Source organism: Burkholderia sp. LMU1-1-1.1 (genome assembly GCF_040675865.1).
Classification (GTDB): domain Bacteria; phylum Pseudomonadota; class Gammaproteobacteria; order Burkholderiales; family Burkholderiaceae_D; genus Rugamonas.
In genome coordinates, this window is record NZ_JBEGHG010000023.1 from 406,687 (window position 1) to 426,532 (window position 19,846).

General features: G+C 64.3%; 12 protein-coding genes. 3 read left to right on the plus strand and 9 right to left on the minus strand.

Annotated elements, in window-relative coordinates; genetic code table 11:
- Nucleotides 1-69 precede the first annotated feature (69 nt).
- Nucleotides 70-2,640 carry a cyanophycin synthetase gene (gene cphA, locus MRBLMU1_RS20180; RefSeq protein WP_363504754.1) on the minus strand — a complete coding sequence of 857 codons (2,571 nt, stop codon included), beginning with the start codon at nucleotides 2,638-2,640 and terminating at the stop codon, nucleotides 70-72.
- Nucleotides 2,641-2,668: 28 nt separating this feature from the next.
- Nucleotides 2,669-4,834, minus strand: a complete 2,166-nt coding sequence (gene cphA / locus MRBLMU1_RS20185; protein ID WP_363504757.1) for a cyanophycin synthetase — start codon at nucleotides 4,832-4,834, stop codon at nucleotides 2,669-2,671.
- Nucleotides 4,835-5,179: 345 nt separating this feature from the next.
- On the opposite strand from cphA (MRBLMU1_RS20185), the gene MRBLMU1_RS20190 reads away from it, so the two are divergent.
- From MRBLMU1_RS20190 to MRBLMU1_RS20200, 3 genes are all read left to right on the plus strand, one after another.
- Nucleotides 5,180-7,453, plus strand: coding sequence for an ABC transporter ATP-binding protein (locus tag MRBLMU1_RS20190; RefSeq protein ID WP_363504760.1), 2,274 nt, complete (start codon nucleotides 5,180-5,182; stop codon nucleotides 7,451-7,453).
- Between the two features lie 23 nt (nucleotides 7,454-7,476).
- The gene (locus MRBLMU1_RS20195; RefSeq protein ID WP_363504763.1) at nucleotides 7,477-7,947 is read left to right on the plus strand and encodes a DUF1854 domain-containing protein; all 471 of its coding nucleotides are present in this window, start codon (nucleotides 7,477-7,479) and stop codon (nucleotides 7,945-7,947) included.
- A 226-nt stretch (nucleotides 7,948-8,173) separates the two neighbouring features.
- Nucleotides 8,174-8,638: a hypothetical protein gene (locus MRBLMU1_RS20200; RefSeq protein ID WP_363504766.1), complete on the plus strand. Its 465-nt coding sequence runs from the start codon at nucleotides 8,174-8,176 to the stop codon at nucleotides 8,636-8,638.
- 52 nt (nucleotides 8,639-8,690) lie between these two features.
- Here the strand turns inward: MRBLMU1_RS20200 and MRBLMU1_RS20205 are convergent, their stop codons facing one another.
- The 7 genes from MRBLMU1_RS20205 to MRBLMU1_RS20235 form a co-directional block, all read right to left on the minus strand.
- Complete coding sequence (locus MRBLMU1_RS20205) at nucleotides 8,691-10,280, minus strand: oleate hydratase (protein WP_363505123.1); 1,590 nt, start codon at nucleotides 10,278-10,280, stop codon at nucleotides 8,691-8,693.
- Nucleotides 10,281-10,693: 413 nt separating this feature from the next.
- Complete coding sequence (locus MRBLMU1_RS20210) at nucleotides 10,694-12,025, minus strand: sugar MFS transporter (protein WP_363504769.1); 1,332 nt, start codon at nucleotides 12,023-12,025, stop codon at nucleotides 10,694-10,696.
- A 29-nt stretch (nucleotides 12,026-12,054) separates the two neighbouring features.
- Nucleotides 12,055-14,598: a glycoside hydrolase family 3 protein gene (locus tag MRBLMU1_RS20215; protein ID WP_363504772.1), complete on the minus strand. Its 2,544-nt coding sequence runs from the start codon at nucleotides 14,596-14,598 to the stop codon at nucleotides 12,055-12,057.
- A gap of 16 nt (nucleotides 14,599-14,614) precedes the next feature.
- Nucleotides 14,615-16,006, minus strand: coding sequence for a GH1 family beta-glucosidase (locus MRBLMU1_RS20220; protein ID WP_363504775.1), 1,392 nt, complete (start codon nucleotides 16,004-16,006; stop codon nucleotides 14,615-14,617).
- A 6-nt stretch (nucleotides 16,007-16,012) separates the two neighbouring features.
- A complete protein-coding gene (locus tag MRBLMU1_RS20225; protein WP_363504778.1) occupies nucleotides 16,013-17,314 on the minus strand; it encodes a glycoside hydrolase family 5 protein in 1,302 nt (433 codons plus the stop codon).
- An 80-nt stretch (nucleotides 17,315-17,394) separates the two neighbouring features.
- A complete protein-coding gene (locus MRBLMU1_RS20230; RefSeq protein ID WP_363504781.1) occupies nucleotides 17,395-18,420 on the minus strand; it encodes a LacI family DNA-binding transcriptional regulator in 1,026 nt (341 codons plus the stop codon).
- Nucleotides 18,421-18,494: 74 nt separating this feature from the next.
- Nucleotides 18,495-19,763: an ABC transporter substrate-binding protein gene (locus tag MRBLMU1_RS20235; protein ID WP_414646096.1), complete on the minus strand. Its 1,269-nt coding sequence runs from the start codon at nucleotides 19,761-19,763 to the stop codon at nucleotides 18,495-18,497.
- Between the last annotated feature and the right edge of the window lie 83 nt (nucleotides 19,764-19,846).

The window sequence follows — 19,846 nt, forward strand, 5'->3', positions numbered from 1 at the left end:
GTAACGAGGCAAATCCATAGCTCAAAACTATAAATAACTATGGATTTGATAGCCAAAGGCAATAAGCTGTTAAACCTCCGCGATGCGCTTGGCGATGTGCGCCAGCGCGTCTTCCACCTGGTCGATCAGGATCAGGCACAAATCGCCCTCGCCCAGGCGCGCCAGCGCCGTGTCGATGGCCAGGAACTCGCCGTAGATCTCCTGCACGTGCGAGGTGCGCGGCGCGCCGTTCAGGCCCGAACGCAGCAACGCCACCACCTCGCCGTCGACCCGCCCGCGCTGGCACTGGTCTTCGTACAGGATCACATCGTCGAAGGCGCGGCCGAGGATCTCGGTCTGCTGGGTGATGTCCTGGTCGCGGCGGTCGCCGGCCCCCGAGATCACCACCGCGCGGCGCTTGGCCGGCATGGTTTCCACCGCCTGCACCAGCGCCAGAATCGCGTCCGGATTGTGGCCGTAGTCGGCGATCAGGGTCGCGCCCTTGTAATCGAACACGTTGAAACGGCCCGGCGCGTTGTCCGAATCGTTGGCGAAGGTTTTCAGGCCGAGGCGGATCGCGTCCCAGCTGATGCCGACGCCCCACGCGGCGGCCACGGAGGCCATCACGTTCTCCACCTGGAAGCCGATGGCGCCGTTACGGGTGATCGGCACCTGCGACAGCGCGATCTTGTTCAATTCCTTGCCCTCCGCCGCGACGATATGGCCGTCCTCGACGTACACGGTGCGGCTGCCCTGCGCGCGGTGCGTGGCGATCACCGGATGGCCGCGATCGGCGCCGAAGAAGATCACCTTGCCACGGCAGGTGGCCGCCATGCCGGCGACGATCGGATCGACCGCGTTGAGCACCGCGAAGCCGCTTTCGGAGACGTTCTGCACGATCACGCGCTTGAGCACCGCCAGGTCTTCGACCGTGGTGATGTAGTTCAAACCGAGGTGGTCGCCGCTGCCGATGTTGGTGACCACGGCCACCTGGCAACGGTCGAAGGCCAGGCCTTCACGCAGCACACCGCCGCGCGCGGTCTCGAACACCGCCGCGTCCACATCAGGATGGAGCAGCACGTTGCGGGCGCTGCGCGGACCGCTGCAGTCGCCGCTGTCGGTCTGGCGGCCTTCAATGTAGACGCCGTCGGTGTTGGTCATGCCGGTGCGCAGGCCGCTGGCGGTCAGCAGATGCGCGATCAGGCGCACGGTGGTGGTCTTGCCGTTGGTGCCGGTGACGGCGACTACCGGAATGCGGCCGTTCTCGCCGGGCGCGAACATGGTGTTGACGATCGCCTCGCCGACCGCGCGGCCCTTGCCGTACGACGGCGCGATGTGCATGCGCAGGCCGGGGGCGGCGTTCACTTCGACCACGCCGCCGCGCTGGTTGTCGAACGGTTGCAGCACGCCTTCGCAGACCACGTCGACGCCGCAGATATCGAGGCCGATCATCTGCGCCGCCTCGACCGCGCGCGCCGCCACTTCCGGATGCACGTCGTCGGTGACGTCGGTGGCGGTGCCGCCGGTCGACAGGTTGGCGTTGTTGCGCAGGATGACGCGCTGGCCCTTGGCCGGCACGGAATCGGCGTCCAGGTCCTGCAGCGCCAGGCGCGCCAGGGCGATGTCGTCGAAGCGGATCTTGGTCAGCGAGGTCGAATGGCCACTGCCTCGGCGCGGATCGGCGTTGACGATGTTGACCAGCTCACGCACGGTGTGGGTGCCGTCGCCGACCACTTGCGGCGGATCGCGGCGCGCGGCGGCGATCAGCTTGTTGCCGATGACGAGCAGGCGGAAATCGTGGCCAGGCAGGTAGCGCTCGACCATGATGTCGTCGCGGAATTCGCGTGCGGTGTTGAAGGCCTGCGCCAGCTGTTCCTTGGTCATCACGTTGACGGTGACGCCCTTGCCCTGGTTGCCGTCCTTGGGCTTGACCACCACCGGCAGGCCGATCTCCAGCGCGGCGGCCCAGGCGTCCTCGATATCCTCGACCGAGCGGCCGATGGGCACGGGCACGCCGGCCGCGTGCAGCAGCTTCTTGGTCAGTTCCTTGTCCTGCGCGATCGATTCGCCGATGGCGCTGGTGCTGTCCATTTCGGCGGCCTGGATGCGGCGCTGCTTCGAGCCCCAGCCGAACATCACCATGCTGCCCTCGGTCAGGCGGCGGATCGGGATGTCGCGCGCGACGGCGGCGCTGACGATGGCGCCGGTGCTCGGGCCAAGGCGCACGTCCTCATCGAGGTCGCGCAGTTCGTTCAGCGCGCCGGTCAGGTCGAACGGGGTGTCGGCCAGCGCGGCGTTGATCAGGTTTTCGGCCAAGGTCACGGCCAGGCGTCCCACCGCCTCCTCGCTGTATTCGACCACGGTCTGGTAGATGCCCTCTTCCAGCGTGGCGCTGGTGCGGCTGAAGGTGACCGGGCAGCCGGCTTGCGCCTGCAGGCTCAGGGTCGCCACCTCCAGCACGCGGGCCAGCGGCACGGCGTCGGCACGGCCGGTCGTGCGCAGCGCGCCGATGGCCGGGAAGCGCGCGTGCAGGCGCTGCTCGAAACCTGGCAGCAGCGCGATCGACTGCTCTTCAGGCGGACAGGAGACGATGACTTCGACCGCCGTGTGGTGGCTCCAGAGATTGGGGCCGCGGAGGGCGCGGGTGCGTTTAACTTCCATAAATCTTCGTGTTCTTTCAGTGAAGTTATCAGTGATGGGTGCGCTTCGGATTGGCATCGAAGGTGCGCAGGCCGGCGCCGATCAGATCCGGCGTCAGTCCCAGCGCCCAGCCGGCGGCGATCGCGGCCAGCACGGCTTCCGGCGGCACCAGCGGCGACAGCGGCAGGCTCGCCACCTCGTCGTGTCCCTGGGCCATGACGATGCAATCCGCGCGCTGGAACACCACGCGCTCGCTGTCCTGGCGATGCCCGGCGATGGCCGCCAGGTGCTCGTCGACACCGTAGAAAATCACTTCGCCATCGCACAGGCGGGCCATGTCCACCACCTGCGCGTCGGCGGCGTTGAGCACAGCCACGCCGCTCGGCAGGATCACGTCGACCTGGGTGCGCAGCACGCCATACAATTTGTCGGCGCTGTCGATATAGAACTCGCCCAGCTCCTCGAAGCCGCTGACGTCGGTGACCACGCCGACCGCGCACTTGTCGTAGGCCAGGCCCTCGGTCAGGATCATGCGCGCGTTCGATTCGAACACCGCCGCCTCGACGTTTTTGTTCAGCAGCAGGCGCTCGCCGGTTTCCCAGTCGCTGAAGCCGTCGCGCGGCAGCAGGCGGCCGTTGACGAACAGGCCGTCGTCGCAGGTCAGTCCGACCTTCTTGCCGCTGATTTGCAGCAGCCAGGCGATCAGGCGCGAAGCCATCGTCGTCCCGTGCTTGCCGGTGATGCCGACGATCGGCATGCGGCCGCTCTCGTCCTGCGCGAACAGGTGGTCGACGATCGCCTCGCCGACGTTGCGCGGCTCGCCGTTGGCCGGCTTCAGGTGCGCCAGCAGGCCGGGGCTGGCGTTGACTTCGATGATGGCGCCGCCCTGCTCGTGCAGCGGACGTGAAATGTCGGCCGCCACCAGGTCGATGCCGGCGATATCGAGGCCGACCACGCGCGCCGCCAGCGTCGCCATCGCGGCCACCTGCGGGTGCACCTTGTCGGTGACATCGGTGGCGACGTTGCCGTTCGGCTGGATCAGCACCTTCTGGCCGTCCAGCGGCACCGATTGCCAGGTCATGCCCTGGCGCGCCAGCTCCAGAATGATCTCGCCCGATTCGTGCGGCTTGACCACGCCCAGCGGCGCGTCCTCGACTTCGCCACGGCGCGGATCGGTGTTGATCTGCGTATTGCACAATTCGAGAATGTTCGACTTGCCGTCGCCGCTGACCCACAGCGACTCGCCGGCGGCGGCGGCGATCAGGCGCTTGCCGACCACCAGCAGGCGGTGTTCGTCGCCGGGGATGAAGCGCTCGACGATGACGCTCTTGCTGCCGCCCTTGCGCGCCGCCAGTTCATAGGCGGCCACCACGTCGTCACGGGTCATCAGGTTGAGCGAGACGCCGCGTCCATGGTTGCCGTCGTACGGCTTGAGCACCACCGGCACGCCGATGTCCTCGGCCGCTTCCCACGCCGCTTCGGCGCTGGTGACCAGCTCTCCCTGCGGCACCGGCACGCCGCACGAGGCCAGCAGGCTTTTGGTCAGGTCCTTGTCGCTGGCGATGCCTTCGGCGATGGCGCTGGTCTGTTCGGTTTCGGCGGTCCAGATGCGGCGCTGCGCGGCACCGTGGCCAAGCTGCACCAGGTTGCCGTCGGTCAGACGGATCGACGGGATTTTGCGGTCGGTGGCGGCATCGACGATGTTGGCGGTGCTCGGCCCCAGGCACAGCGACTCGACCATGTCGGTCAGCTCGGCCACCTTGGCGGCCAGGTCGTAGGGACGGTCCTCGATCATCGCCATCAGCAGCTCGCGGCCCGCCTCCAGCGCGGCGCGGCCGACCTGCTCCTGGCGGGTGCGGAACGCCATCTTGTACAAGCCGGTGTCCTCGCCGATCTGGCGCGTCTTGCCGAAGCCGGTCTTCATGCCGGCCAGGTTCTGCAACTCCAGCACCACGTGTTCGAGGATGTGGCCGGCGTAAGTGCCGTCGCGCAGCCGTTCGAGGAAGCCGCCGACCTCGCCCACGCCGCAGCGGTGGACGGTCAGGCCGGGCAGGATCGCGGTGAGGCGCTCATACAAGCCAGGCAACAAATTCGACGGGTATTTTTCCAGTTCGCCAATATCCAACCACGCCTCGATCACCGGGCGATAGGTCCAAATGTTGGGACCGCGCAAATGGGTTACGCGGAGGACTTCAATGTCTTTCTTCTTGGTCATGTTTCTATTCTTGTATCTTTGTTATCAGCCGTGGCCAGCCTGCGCCGTATTTTAAACCCGTACCACCGCTTGCCGCCAAATCCTGTTTGGCCCACCCCGTAGCTTGACCAAGTTCATCACGTCCACCGGCCCCGATGTCTGTGCGTTATACTTGCCGCCAGTACAAAAGCCCGGTGCTTTTTTGCGCTTTTATTGATTCGACTCAAATCTTCGAATCCACTGTTAAGCAACGACAGAATACCGCAAATAATTACTTATACCAGCCGCAACACCTTATTGGCAAAGCGATTGTTGTAGAGTACCGATGCTAGTTTCACCATTTTTTCGACCGGAGTAAGCCGCACGATGACAACCCAACAACTTTCCAACGTCTCCAGCCTCGGCGAGCTTCCTGAACGCTGGCGCTCCGAGATACAGGCACAGCTTTCCAAAGAGGAAAACGTTGTAAGTGCCCTGGAGGTTGACCTGGATCAGCAACTTCGTTTCGCCAAGGGTGTCATCGTCGTCACCGCCACGCGCCTGCTGGCGCGCGCGCCGGGCCAGGATCAATGGCAATCGTGGCCGTTTTCGCACGACCTGACCCTGAAGCACCACGACCACGCCGGCGTCGGCCACCTGGAACTGATCGGCGGCGGCGGACGCCTCGCGGCCTGGCGCTTCACGCTGGGCCAGAACCTCAACGCCATCCGCCTGGTGGAGGCCTTCTCGGCGCACCTCGACAGCCACGCCACCGGCGTGCCGGTCATCGTCGAAGAAAAGAGCATCTGCCCGAGCTGCAAGGCGCCGCTGGAACCGGACCAGGAGGAATGCCCGGTCTGCACGAAAGTAATCTACACGCCGCCGTCGACGTGGACCCTGTTCCGCCTGTGGCGCTTCGCCCGGCCGTACAAATTCCAGCTCGCGCTGGGATTCTCGCTGATGTTGCTTAGCACCGGCGCGCACATGATCCCGCCCTACCTGACCATCCCGTTGATGGACAATGTGCTGATCCCGTACCAGAACGGCAAACCGGTCGACACCTCGATGGTCGCGCTGTACATGTCCGGCCTCGTGGGCGCGGCGGTCATGGCGTGGATACTGGGCTGGGCCAAGACCTACGTGCTGGCGCTGGTATCGGAGCGCATCGGCGCCGACCTGCGCACCGAAACCTACGACCACCTTCTGCGCCTGTCGCTGGAATACTTCGGCGGCAAACGCACGGGCGACCTGATGTCGCGCATCGGCAGCGAAAGCGACAGGATCTGCGTGTTCCTGTCGCTGCACCTGCTCGACTTCGCGTCCGACTGCCTGATGATCATCATGACCGGCGTGATCCTGTTCTCGATCGACCCGTGGCTGGCGATCTTCACCTTGCTGCCGCTGCCCTTCATCGCCTGGTTGATCCACGTGGTGCGCGACCGCCTGCGCATGGGCTTTGAAAAGATCGACCGCGTATGGGGCGAGGTGACCAACGTGCTGGCCGACACCATCCCCGGCATCCGCGTGGTCAAAGCCTTCGCGCAGGAATCGCGCGAAGCGGCGCGCTTCCGCACCGCCAACCAGCACAACCTGGCGGTCAACGACAAGCTCAATAAAATCTGGTCGCTGTTCTCGCCGACGGTATCGTTCCTCACCGAACTCGGTCTGCTGGTGATCTGGGTGTTCGGCATTTACCAGGTATCGAAAGGCCACATCACCGTCGGTGTGCTGTCGGCGTTCATCGCCTACTCCAGCCGCTTCTACGGCCGTTTGGATTCGATGAGCCGCATCGTCTCGGTCACGCAGAAGTCGGCGTCGGCCGCCAAGCGCATCTTCGACATCCTCGATCACGTCTCGTCGGTGCCGGAGCCGGCCAATCCAGTCAAGCTGGCCAAGGTCGACGGCAACATCACCTTGCGCGAAGTCGGCTTCCGCTACGGTAACCGCGCCGTCAACCGCGGCATCAGCCTCGATATCAAGGCCGGCGAAATGGTCGGCCTGGTCGGCCACTCCGGCTCCGGCAAATCGACGCTGGTCAATTTGATCTGCCGTTTCTACGACGTTTCGGAAGGCGCCATCATGCTCGACGGCGTCGACATCCGCTCGTTCGCGGTGTCGGATTACCGCCGCAACATCGGCCTGGTGCTGCAGGAGCCGTTCCTGTTCTTCGGCACCATCGCCGAAAATCTCGCCTACGGCAAACCGGATGCGACGCGCGAGGAAATCATCATCGCGGCCCGCGCCGCGCACGCGCACGAATTCATCCTGCGCCTGCCGCAGGGGTACGACTCGATGGTCGGCGAGCGCGGACAAGGCCTGTCCGGCGGCGAGCGTCAACGCATCTCGATCGCCCGCGCGCTGCTGATCGATCCGAAGATCCTGATCCTCGACGAAGCCACGTCGTCGGTCGACTCCGAGACCGAAAAAGAAATCCAGCGCGCGCTGGAAAACCTGGTGAAAGGCCGCACGACGATCGCCATCGCCCACCGCCTGTCGACCTTGCAGAAGGCCGACCGCCTGGTGGTGCTGGATCGCGGCGTGGTGGTCGAGGAAGGCTCGCACGATGTGCTGATGGCGCGCGAAGGCGCCTACTACCGCCTGTATCAGGCGCAAGCCCGCAATGTCGACACCGACATGGACGACAGCGGCGGCAAGGAATAACAAGGGAAGCAACCGAGACACACATGACGACGACAAAATTTGAACTGGTACGCAATCCCTTCGGCCGGCTGGTGCTGACGACCGGCGAAGGCGACGTGCACGAAGGCGTGGCGGCGGTGCGCGCGTTCCCGGTGCAGGCGCCGGAGGACGGCATCGCGCTGGTCAGCGGCGACGGCAAGGAAGTGGCATGGATCGACCGCATCGAGGACCTGCCGAAGGAAATCGGCGACCTCGTGCGCGAGGAGTTGGCGGGTCGTGAATTCATGCCGGAGATCTCGCGCATCGTCAACGTCTCCGGCTTCGCCACGCCATGCACATGGACGGTGGAAACGGACCGTGGCGACACCGAATTCGTCCTGCGCGGCGAAGAAGACATCCGCCGGCTGACGGTGGACACGCTGCTGATCTCCGACATCCACGGCATCCACTACCTGATCCGCGACGTGCGCGAGCTCGACAAGCACGGCAAGAAAATCCTCGACCGCTTCCTGTAAAACCCCGGGGTTTGTTACTGACCTGCCTCAATGCGCCGCCATCACCCCTTGCATGATGTAATCGTGCGCCGGTGGCGGCTGCGGAAAGGCATACAATGAAATTTCTCGACCCGAAGTCGCACCAGCCGCCACGCCCGGCCCCGAAGCGGAAGCGCAAGTCGCGCAAGCCCGCGCCGCCGCCGATGCCGGAGCCCGTGCCACGTCCCAAGCAAAAAGGGAAATAGCCATGGATGAGACCAAGAACGATTTGCAATTCAACCTGCGCTATGCGCAACGGCTCTGCCAACGAACGGCCCGCTTCTACCGGCGACTGCAAACCTGGCTGACCTTTATCAGCTTACTTGCCGGCAGTAGCGCCGTCGCAACTCTCGCCGCACAACTGCCGGTGCCGTCGGCATGGCTGCTGGGCGTGTTCGCGATTTTCGGCTGCATCAATCTGGCGCTGCGCCCGGCGGACAAGATCGCGGCCAACGAGGCCGACGTGCGCAAGTACGGCACATTGCTGGCCAAGGTCAACTCGGTGGACGCCGCTACGCTTCAGCAGATGCTGGACGAAGCGCGGCTTTCGGACACGGCGGAAATCGAGCCGCTGCGCCCCGTCGCCTACAACGACGTCGTGCTGGAAATCGACGCGGCGGAAGCGCTACTTCCCTTAAGTCCGATACAAAAGCTGATGGGTGCCCTGGCCTGACAGCAACTCCAGGGTCAGGTCCACCATTTCTACACGGGCTGAGCCATTCAGGCTACGTGAACGCCTTGATCAGCGCATCGAACTTGACCCTGGCCGACTGGTCGTGATGACTGACCGGCGGCACCTCGCGCTTGACGTCGAGTAGCTGGTACACCGCCATCTGCGCAGCCCGCACCGAGTACTCGACCGTGAACACCACGTCCTCCGCCACCTCGACGAACTGGCTGACAAAGGCCAGGTTGCGCGAATTCGGCGGGACGGGCAACGGACGGTCGCTGCGCAAACGCGGCATGAACATGCTGGTGATGTACGGCATGCGGCACGGGATGCAGTTGGCTGTTTCCATCACCTCCATGTCGAAGTTCAGATGTCCGCACAACTCGCGCAGGATCTCCTCGCCGGTGCAATCGGCCATCGGCTTGGCGACGAAGTTGCCGATGCGGTCCGGGTGCAGCGAGTAGCCCCAGAACACCTGCACGCCTTGCGGCTGGCCGGCGAAGTGCGGCTGGTGCGCCAGCACCACCGACAGCAGCCAGTTGGAATCCTTGAACGTCACCAGTCCGCCCGTTCCGGCCACGTTGCCGGTGAAGCGCTCCATGCGATCGAAAAACCTCGGGTCCTTCAACGTCACCGTGAACGACTCCCACCACGATTCCGGAATGCTGGAATTGAAAGCGGCCGGATTGCCGAACTGCGGACGATCCACCGCCAGCTTCTCCCACAGCGCCCAGCCCTGGCTGTCACGTTTGTCCAGCTTGGGCGGCGCGCTATGCATGGTGCCGTAACTTGAGGCGTCGGTCATCGATCCGTTCTGGAAGAACACCAGATCCTGTGGTGCCACCGCGATCGTTTCCGCCACGCCCTCGCGCGTGCAGCGCAGCGCCGTCACGGTCAGCACCCCGCCCTCCTCCATGATATCGAGGTCGTCGACCTTGCAGTTCCTGACGATGCGCACGCCCTGCTCCTGCAGCCAGTGCTGCAAAGGCCGCACCAGCGAATCGTACTGGTTGTAGACGGTGCGCTTGACGCCGGCCAGCGTTTCGATGCGCGAGAACTCCATCATGAAGCGATGCAGATAGCGCTTGAACTCCACCGCGCTGTGCCACGGCTGGAAAGCGAACGTGGTGGCCCACATGTACCAGAATTTGGTCTCGAAGAACTCCGGCGACAGCCAGTCGGTGATCGCGCTGTCGCCCAGCTTTTCCTCGTCCGCTTCGGTCAGGGCCAGCAACTCGGCGCGGTCCTGCATCGAAAACCCCATCGACGTCACATCGACCCTGAAGCGGTTGCGGTCCACCAGCCGCGCCTGCGAATGCGATTTGTGCATCTCGTTGAAGGCGATGGTCTCGTCGTACACGGTCTGCCCCGGATGCTCCAGAGACGGAATGCTCTTGAACAGGTCCCAGGTACATTCGTAGTTATCGGTGGTGAACATGCGGCCGCCGCGCAGCGTGTAGCCGCGCTCCGCATCGCCACCGCCATCGAGACTGCCGCCGACCAGCGGCATCGCCTCGAAGATGGTGATATTGCTGCCGGAGACGCCCGCGTCGCGGATCATGAAAGCGGCCGCCGACAGCGAGCCGATACCGCCGCCGACCAGATATGCCTTGATGGTACTCATGTCTACATCCTTTCTTGCGATTGAGATGAGACCATCATAGTTCGCTGGCACAAGCCGCACGCGAGAGGAAACCCTCTAAGACGCATATCCATGCGCCAGATCAAAATAGCGAAAAAGAAAGCCCGCTAAATTCGAGGGTTGGCCTCGGTGGCGGTGTGGATCGCGCCGGCGGAGTATGAAAGCAAACACAAAAACACGAAAACACGTAGGGCGGATTAGGCGGAACGCCGTAATCGGCCACGCCATGAGCAGTCGAGACGCATGCATGGCCGATTACGCTGCGCTCTTGAGCCCTGCCGGCAGGTAGGGCGTTCCCTCGATGGGCCCCGGGGCGGTTAGCGGGCCTCGCCCGCTAATCCGCCCCACGTGTTTCTATGGGTACGGAACAGTACCGGGCCCGGAGCGATTGCCGCGCCGGGATTCCATCAATCCGGTCAGTGTCCGGCGCGCGCGGCCGGTTTGTCCGCGCCGCCATCCGCATACATGCCGGCATACTTCAACCCGAAATACAGTACGAAGACATAGCACGCCGCAGGCACCACGAACGAGATCTGCAGGTTGACGTGATCGGCCAGGAAGCCCTGCGCGAACGGCACCAGCGCGCCGCCGACGATCGCCATGCACAGCAGGCCGGAGCCCTGCCCCGTCAGCGGTCCCAGTTTGTTCAGCGCCATCGAGAAAATGGTCGGGAACATGATGGAATTGAACAGGCCAACGCCCAGCAGCGCCCACATCGCGATATGCCCATCGCCGAAAATCGCCACCATCAGCAGCGAGAACGCGGCGGCCGAGTTGAAGGCCAAGGTCTTGCCCGGGCTGACGTAGCGCATGACGGCGAAGCCGATGAAACGGCCCAGCATCGCGCCGCCCCAGAAGTAGCTGACGTAGGGCGCCGCCTGGTGTTCCGGCAGGCCGGCGATATGAGGTTCGCCGATGAAGTTAATCAGGAAGCTGCCGACGCAAACTTCCGCGCCCACATACAGGAAGATACCGAGCACGCCAAGTACCAGATGACGATGCTGCAGCACCTGCTTCCAGCCGCCACCGTCAACCGCCTGGGCGGCCGGTTGTTCGGCGTCGACGATCTTGGGCAGGCGCGCCATCGCAAACAGGATCGCCAGCACGAGCAAGGCGCCGGCCAGCGCCAGATACGGACCTTGCACGCTGGCCGCCTGGCCGGCGTAGTAAGCGGCCACCTGATCGGCCGGCAGCTTGGCCAGATCGGCGGTGCTCATCACCCCTCCTGCCAAAATCAGCATGCCGCCCAGGGTCGGCGCCACTGTGGTGCCCAGCGAGTTGAAGGCCTGGGTCAAGGTCAGGCGGCTCGACGCCGTCTGCGGGTCGCCCAGGATCGTCACGTAGGGATTGGCCGCCACCTGCAGGATGGTGATGCCGCCCGCCAGAATGAAGAAAGCCAACAGGAACAGCGCGTAGCCGCTGGTCGACGCCGGGTAGAACAGCGCGCAACCGGCGGCGGCGATGGTCAGGCCGGCGACGGCGCCGTTCTGGTAGCCGATCCGCTTGATCAACGCGCCGGCCGGCAGCGAGACGATGAAGTAGGCGCCGAAGAAGCAGAACTGCACCAGCATGGCCTGCACATAGGTCAGCGTGTAAATCGACTTAAGGTGCGGGATCAGGACATCGTTCAACGCCGTCAGCAGACCCCACATGAAGAACAGGATCGTGATGATGATGAGGGGGCCGGTGTTGCCCTTGGCCTGCGACGGGCTGTCCGGCACTCCGGCAGCTTTCGATAGTGGTTCCATGCTTGCTCTTTCTCTTGTATTTTATGTTTTTACTTAAAATCCCCGCACGCCGACGCGTCCTTGTCCTTGGCCGCGCCACCAACTATCTGGATGTTGGCGAAGGTGGCCGCGAACGGACCGTCCGCCGATACGGCGAACGGCGTGGACAACGCGTCGGGTTTCAGTCCTTTGGCGCCGAAGCACGACAGCGGTATCTTCACCGTCTGCTTGCCCTTGCCGGCCATGCGCTGGAACGCGGCGCTGGCGTCGAGTTCCACGTTTTCCATCCAGATGCCGACCTTCCCTTGTGGGGCGCCGGTGACGATGGTGTCGAATTGCAGCGCGCCGTCGGTGCCGGCGATCGCGGGAATCGGCATGGCCTTGCCGGATTGCGCCGACAGTTTAGCAGGACCGGACCAACTTAGCCTTTTTGCATCCTGTTGTGTGTTGACCTGCGCCGTCTCGACCTTCACCGTGGGCAGATTGAACACCGCGTTCAGGTCCGCGCCCAGCGCGGTCCTCTGGCCGCCGCTTTCCACATAGAGTCCATAGGTGGCGCGGTCGGCGGGGCTATACACCGGCATGGCCGTGCTCTTGCCGCAGCCGCCCGGCGCGAAGCTCGCGTCGAGCACCGGCAGGGTCGCCTGGGCGGCCGTGGAGGCATAGGTCAGGCCAAAACCGTATTTGAACAGCGGATCGTAGCCGGCGTCGCCGACATTGAGCGGCGACTGGCACGCCGACTTCGGCCACGAGAACGACAGCTTGCCACGGAAGTCCGCGTTTACCTTGCCGTCCGCCCTGCGGAACAGGACATCGGACACGCCCTTGCCCTCGGTTCCCGGCAGCCAGGCCGAAACGAAGCTGTCCGACAGGTTGAGGATGTCGTTGGCGTACAACGGGCGGCCGGTCACCAGCACAGTCACCACCGGCTTGCCCTTGCCCGCCACCGCCCGCAGCACGGCCAGATCCTCCGGATGGCGTCCGGACAGGCGCAGCGTGCCCGATGGACCGATGTCGCCGTCGCCCTCAGCGTACGGCGTTTCGCCGATGACGGCGATGACGGCGTCGAACTTGCCGACATCGACGCCGCTGGCGTTTTCGCTGAAAGTGACGTTGTCCTTGCCAGCGGCATCGCGTATGCCGGCCAGGATGGTGTCGCCGATCGGATAGTCGCTGTTCTTGTTGTCCGTGCCCTGCCAAGTCAGCGACCAGCCGCCCGCCTGGTTGGCCATGCTGTCGGCGCTCTTGCCGACCACGAGGATTTTTTTGCCGCGCGCCAGCGGCAGCACACCGCCGTTATTCTTCAACAGCACCAGCGATTCGCGGACCGCCCGGCGCGCCAGCGCGCGGTCCTGCAAGGCTTCCTGTTTGCCGGCGTAGCGGTTCTGCGACGGCTTCCTGCCGTCGAACAGGCCGGCGCGCAGCTTCACGCGCAGGATGCGGGTCACCGCGTCGTCGATGCGCGCCATGGGGATCTCGCCCTTCTCCACCTGGGCGATGGTGTTCGCGATGAAGGTCTTCCAGCGCTCCGGCACCATGATGACATCGATACCGGCATTGATCGACTGCGGGCAGCTGTCCTCGGCGCAGCCCGGCACCTCGGCGATGCCGTTCCAGTCGCTGACGATCAGGCCATCGAAGCCCATTTTGGTTTTCAGCGCGTCGGTCAGCAGCGCTTTACTGCCGTGCATTTTTCCCTGATCGACTCCGCCTTCGAGATCGTTCCAGCTATTGAAAGAGGCCATGACCGTCTGCACGCCCGCTTCCAGCGCGGGATAATAGCCCAGCGCGTGGATGTTGATCATGTCGGCCTTGGTGACTTGGTTGACGCCGCGATCCTTGCCCTCGGCCGTGCCGCCGTCGCCGACGAAGTGCTTGGCGGTGGCGACCACGGTGCCGTCGCCTTTCAAGTCGCCCTGCAGTCCCTTGACGTAGGCGCCCGCGTAATCCTTGACGATGGCGGGATCCTCCGAGAAGCTCTCGTAAGCGCGCCCCCAGCGATCGTCGCGCACCACCGCCAGCGTCGGCGCGAACACCCAGTCGATGCCGGTGGCGCGCACGGCCCTGGCGACCGAGCGCGCCATCTGCTCGACCAGCTTTTTGTCGCGCGCCGCACCGAGACCGATATTGTGCGGGAACAGCGTGGCGCCATACATATTGCTGTTGCCGTGCATTGCGTCGATGCCCCAGATGACCGGCACCTTGACCTTCATGTCGGTGCCCATCGAGGCGTCGTAGTAGGCGTCCGCCAGCTTGACCCAGTCGGCGGCGGTGGCGTACTTGTTCCCCTGCGGCCAACTGCCGCCGCCATTGAGGACGGAACCGATGTAGAACTCGCGCACCTGTGCGGGCGTGATGAACTTGATTTCGGGCTGCGTCATCTGGCCGATCTTTTGCGCCAAGGTCATGCCCGCGACGATGCCGGCGATCCGCGCCTCCATCGCCTTGTCCTGCTTGACGGCGCTGGTGATGTGTGGCCAGTCGGTGAGCGGGGTTGAAGCCGGAACCGGAGCGGCGGCGATGGCGTGCGCGCCCAGCGCCAGCATGGAAGCCAGGACGGCGCGGCGCAGGATGTGGTTGTGGCGTGTCTTCATTCGGTGCGAGTCTCCGTTATTGATTCCGTGATTGATTTATTTGGTTCTGACCGCGCACGAAGGCGCTGTACCAATGGCCGCTTTGTTTGACGATGCGGCGCTGCGTCGGATAGTCGACATAGGTCAGGCCGAAGCGGCGCAGATAGCCCTCCGACCATTCGAAGTTATCCAGCAAACTCCAGGCGAAATAGCCTTTGATATTGGCGCCGGCGGCGATCGCGTCGCGCACGGCCACCAGATGGCGGATCAGGTAATCGCGCCGGGCTGTATCGTTGACAGCGCCATCGGCGGTCACGTGGTCGTCGTAGGATGAACCGTTCTCGGTCACATACAAATCGCCGGCAGGGTACTCGCGCGCCACACGCGCCAGCAAATCGACCAGTCCTTGCGGCGACACCTCCCAACCAAAGTCGGTGCGCTGGCGGTCCTGTGGATGAACGATGGCGGTGCGTAGCGGGTACTGGTCGGGCGCGTCGGTGACCACTTCCGGGAAGTAGTAGTTCACGCCGAGGAAGTCGCAGGGGACGGCGATGGCTTCCATATCGCCGGGCACCACCACCGGCGCGTCCTCGCCCACCAGCCGCAGCGCCAGCTCGGGATAGCTGCGGCCATACAGCGTATCCAGGAACCAGCGGTTGCGCAGCACGTCGTGGCGCACCACCGCCTCCCGGTCTGCGGCGCTGTCGGATGCCGGCTTGATCGGGTGCAGGCTCAAAGCGATACCCACCTTCGCATCCGGGACGTTGGCGCGGATGACCGGCACGGCCAGGCCGTGCGACACCAGCACGTTGTGGCAGACCTGAAGCGCCAGCGGAAGGCTTCTGTTGCCGGGGGCGTGCATGCCGTCCCAGTTGCCATGCATGGCCGTGCACCACGGCTCGTTGTGGGTGATCCAATGCTTGACGCGGCCGCCCAGGTGCCTGGTCATCACGTCCACGTATCGCAGATAGGAATCGATGGTGGCGCGTTGCGCCCAGCCGCCCTGGTCCTGCAGATACTGCGGCAGGTCCCAGTGGTACAGCGTGCACCAGGGCTGCAGGCCGCGCGCCAGCATGCCGTCGACCAGGCGCGAATAGAACGCCAGCCCTTCGGGATTCGGCTGTTCGTCCACACCGTTGAAGATGCGCGTCCATGCGATCGAAAAACGGTAGGAGTTCAGTCCCATGGCCCGCGCCAGATCCAGGTCCTCCTCCCAGCGGTGATAGTGATCGCAGGCGACCGCGCCGGTGGAACCGTCGCGCACCTTGCCCGGTGTCGCGCTGAAGGTGTCCCAGATCGACGGCACGCGGCCGCCGGCGTCGGCGGCGCCTTCGATCTGGTAGGCGGACGTCGACACGCCCCACAGGAAGTCGTCTGCGAAATCCGAGCGGCTTATCGCCTTCGTCAAGTCGGTAAAGGTCATGGTCATCGTAAGTTATTGTTTTGCGAAAGGGGTGGGCGGTACTTTGGCGTTCATCCACTTGATGACGGTTTGCTGCGGTTCATACGGCACGCTACCGAACAGGCGGAACAGGTTTTCGATCTCCTCCAGCGAGGCTTTGTTGAAATCGAGCTTGGGAATTCTCGCTCCCGGCGCGTTGGCCACCATGCCCCATGTGCCCTTGCCCTGCCCGCCCTTGTTGGTCACCAGTTTGTAGGACCAGGCGGTGGACGCCCAGCCGTTGGCGACGTAGGTGTCGTAGGTCACGCGCGTGACCTGGCCGCCAGCGTCCGCGCCCATGAAGGCCCACGGCTGGAACTCGCCGATGAAGAACGCGGTGTCGAGGCCGGCCAACCGCTCCTTCCAGGCGCAGACCGTGTCGCCGCTGCCGCTGCATTGCAGCCAGCCCCGGTGCACCGCCAGTCCCGGCTTGCCCCAGCCGAAGTGGCCAGGATACGGGTGCATCTCGAAGGCGACGTTGCTCATGCCTTTGTCCGAAGGCTTGCCATACGAATCGATGCCATTCTTGACATGGCCCGGCAGGATGATCACGTGGTTGGTATCGACCGCGCGGATCGCTTTGTACAAGGCCCCCACCACGCCGGCCATGTTCTCCGGCGTCGTGCCCCAGGGTTCATTAAGCACGCTGTAGCCGGCGACCGCGCCACGGTCTTTGTAGCGCGCCGCGATCTGCTGCCATAGCCAGATGGTGCGCTCCTGGAACTCCGGCGTGTCCCAGTACTTGTTTTTGCCGGCGCAGCCGCTGTGGTGTTCCCAGCCCTGGCTGCCGACGGCGCCGTGCAGGTCCAGTACGACGTAGATGCCGCGTTTTTCCGCCTCGTCGATGGCGTTGTCCAGATAGCGCCACGCGTCGGCACGCAGGTGGCGCGGATTCCTTTCGTCCTCCACCACGCTGTAGATGAACGGCAGGCGCACCAGATTCAGATTCAGCTTGGGCAGCATGTCCCAGTCGCGCGGCTTGATCCAGTTGTCGCGAAACAGCGCGTACAAACGCTCGCGCTCCGCATAGCCGAAGCGTCTGTCGAGCACCGCCTCCAGCTTGCACTGGTCGTCGATGCCGGCGCTGCCCTGCCCCATCATCCAGAACTCCTGGATCAGGTAGTTTCCCAGATTGACGCCCCGCAGCGCCGGGGCGCTGCCGTCCGCCGCCAGCCAGCGCGTGCCCTCCGTGTGCAGCATCGGCAGCGCCGGCGATACGCTTTGAGCGAAGACGAAAGGCTGCGCCGCTGTCATCAACGCCGCCGCGAATCCGGCACATCTCAGTAATCTGTTCATCGGCATCGCCTTCGCCTCCATGGATTGGAATCGTTTCCAATATACTACAAAAAAAGAGCGCGCGGCCAGCGCGCACTCCGTTATTTAGTGCTTTTGCGTGAAAGGACTTTCGCCAGCGAGGCGCGCTCCGTCACGTGCAGCTTGTATTTTCGCTTGACCGGGCGGTCCGTCTCGTAGCACCGGTTCAGCAGGTAATTCAACCCGTTCAAGGTCATCTCGCTCCACGGTATGTGAACGCTGGTCAGACGCGGCGCCGTGAATTCCGCGCTGTGCGTGTCGTCATACCCCAGCACCGACACCTGCTCCGGCACCGCGACGCCCGCCTGCTGGAAGCACGACAAGGCGCCGACCGCCATTTCATCGTTGGCGCAAAACACGGCCGTGAACTCCCGGCCCGACGCCAGCAGCCGCTCGGCGCATTCCCAGCCCCCTTCGGGCGTGAAGTTACCGTCCGCTACCCACAGCTTGCCGCTATCGATGCCCGCCTCGTCGAGCTCCGCCATGAAGCCGGCGAGACGCTCCTGGTTGTCCGGCGCGCTAGCGCGTCCGGCGATGACGGCGATCTTGCGGTGCTTCTTGTCCAGCAGCGTGCGCGCAGCCAGCCGTCCGCCGGCCTTGTGGTCGACCGTGAAGCACTGCTCGGCGATGCCGGCGTAGCGGTGGTTGATCACCGCCACCCGCGACTGGAAAGGTCCCAGCGCCGCGAAGTCCCCGTCCTCCAGCGAATTGCTCATGACGAGCAAACCATCGCTGCCACGCTCGATCAAAAAATTCACGCCGTCGATCGCCTGCTGCCGCTCGTTGCCGTCGCCGACGCCGAAGGCGACCACCATGTTCAGCCCCGACGCCCGCAGCGCCGTGTAGATCGACTGCAGGATCGGCGTATAAAACGTCCCGCTCAAGTAAGGGATGTAGACGCCAATCATCTGCGAACTGCCGGACAGCAGCGAGCGCGCCGCGTGCGAGGGCCGGAAATCCAGCTCCACGATTGCCTTTTGCACCTTCTCGAGCGTCGCCTTGGACACCGATCCCCTGCCGCTGACCACGCGCGAGGCGGTGCCCAACCCCACTCCCGCCAGCCGGGCGACGTCTTTGATTGTTGCCACGAGTTCCCTCATCCGTTGAGTCTATGCGGCGGTCAGCATACCGCATCGCCCCGGACGGTGACAAGCGGGCGGATTCAGTCCGCCAGCGCGGCCACGATGCTCTTCTGCGCCTTCTCGACCGGCATGCGGGTGTTCCAGTAAGTCGTCAGCACGTCCTGCAGCGCGCCGTTCTGGTCCGGCGTCAGGTGCACCTCGATCATGCCCACCTGGCGCGACTTGTCCTTCATGATGGCCATGCCGGCCTGCGCGCACAAGTCCATCGACGAGGTGTCGGCGTTGCTCAGGATGGGCAGCGAGCCTTTCAGCTTGTTGAATTCCAGTTGCGCGGCTGGCGCCAGCATCGTCGTCGCCAGCAGCTTTTGCGCCTTGACCGTCTCCGGATTCTTCGTTTTCGGGAAAACGAAGGCATCGCCCTGTATTAAATACGGCACATTCGGACCAAGACCGGCGATGCAGCCGAAGTCCTTGCCGGGGGTTTGTTTGGCGGCCGCGAATTCGCCCTTGGCCCAGTCGCCCATGATCTGCACCCCGGCCTTGCCGCTGACCACCATGGCGGTGGCATCGTTCCAGTTACGGTTCGGCGAGCCGGGATCGACATAGGTCTGCAGCCGCTTGAAGGCCAGCAGGACTTTTTTAAACGCCTCGGAATTGATCGCCTGCGGCGATCGGTCGCGCAGCACCGACAGGTACAGCGCCTTGCCGCCGATGTTGGCCAGCATGGCCTGGAACAGGATGTTCTCCTGCCACGGCTGGCCGCCGTGCGCCAGGCCGACCACGCCGGCCGCCTTGAGCTTGTCGAGCGCCGCGAACAGTTCGTCCGGCGTGGCCGGCTCCTTGGCGATGCCGGCCTTTTTGAACGCGGGCTTCGAGTACCAGATCCAGGTCGACATGTGGATGTCGACCGGCGCCGCGTAAAAATGTCCGTTGACCTTGATGACGTCCAGGATCGGCGCCGGCATCAGCTGGTCCCATTTGTCGCGCAGCGCGATGTCGTCGACGTTGTTGAGCGAGCCCTGGTCGATCAGGTCGCGGAACTGTTTGGTGGTGTTGAACTGGGCGGCCGTCGGCGGGTTGCCGCCGACGATGCGGTTGATCGCCACCGACTTGGCCTGGTCGGCGCCGGCGATCGCCGTATCGGCCCAGACGCCGCCGGCGGCGCGATAGGCGTCGGCGAATTTGCGCACGGCGGCCGACTCGCTGCTCGAGGTCCACCAGTGCATCACTTCCGCCTTCGGTCCGGCCGCCGCAGCGACGGACGCCGTCGGCGCCAACAAGCCCGCCGCCATCAAAGTCGCCACGCCGGTGGCCCGCGCGCGTGCCAGTGCCCCTCTTTGCTTGAACATCCAGTCTCCTTGAACGCCGAAGTGGCCCGGCGCGCCGCTCGCGATTGGAAACGTTACCAATTCACGAACACGAATATATCACC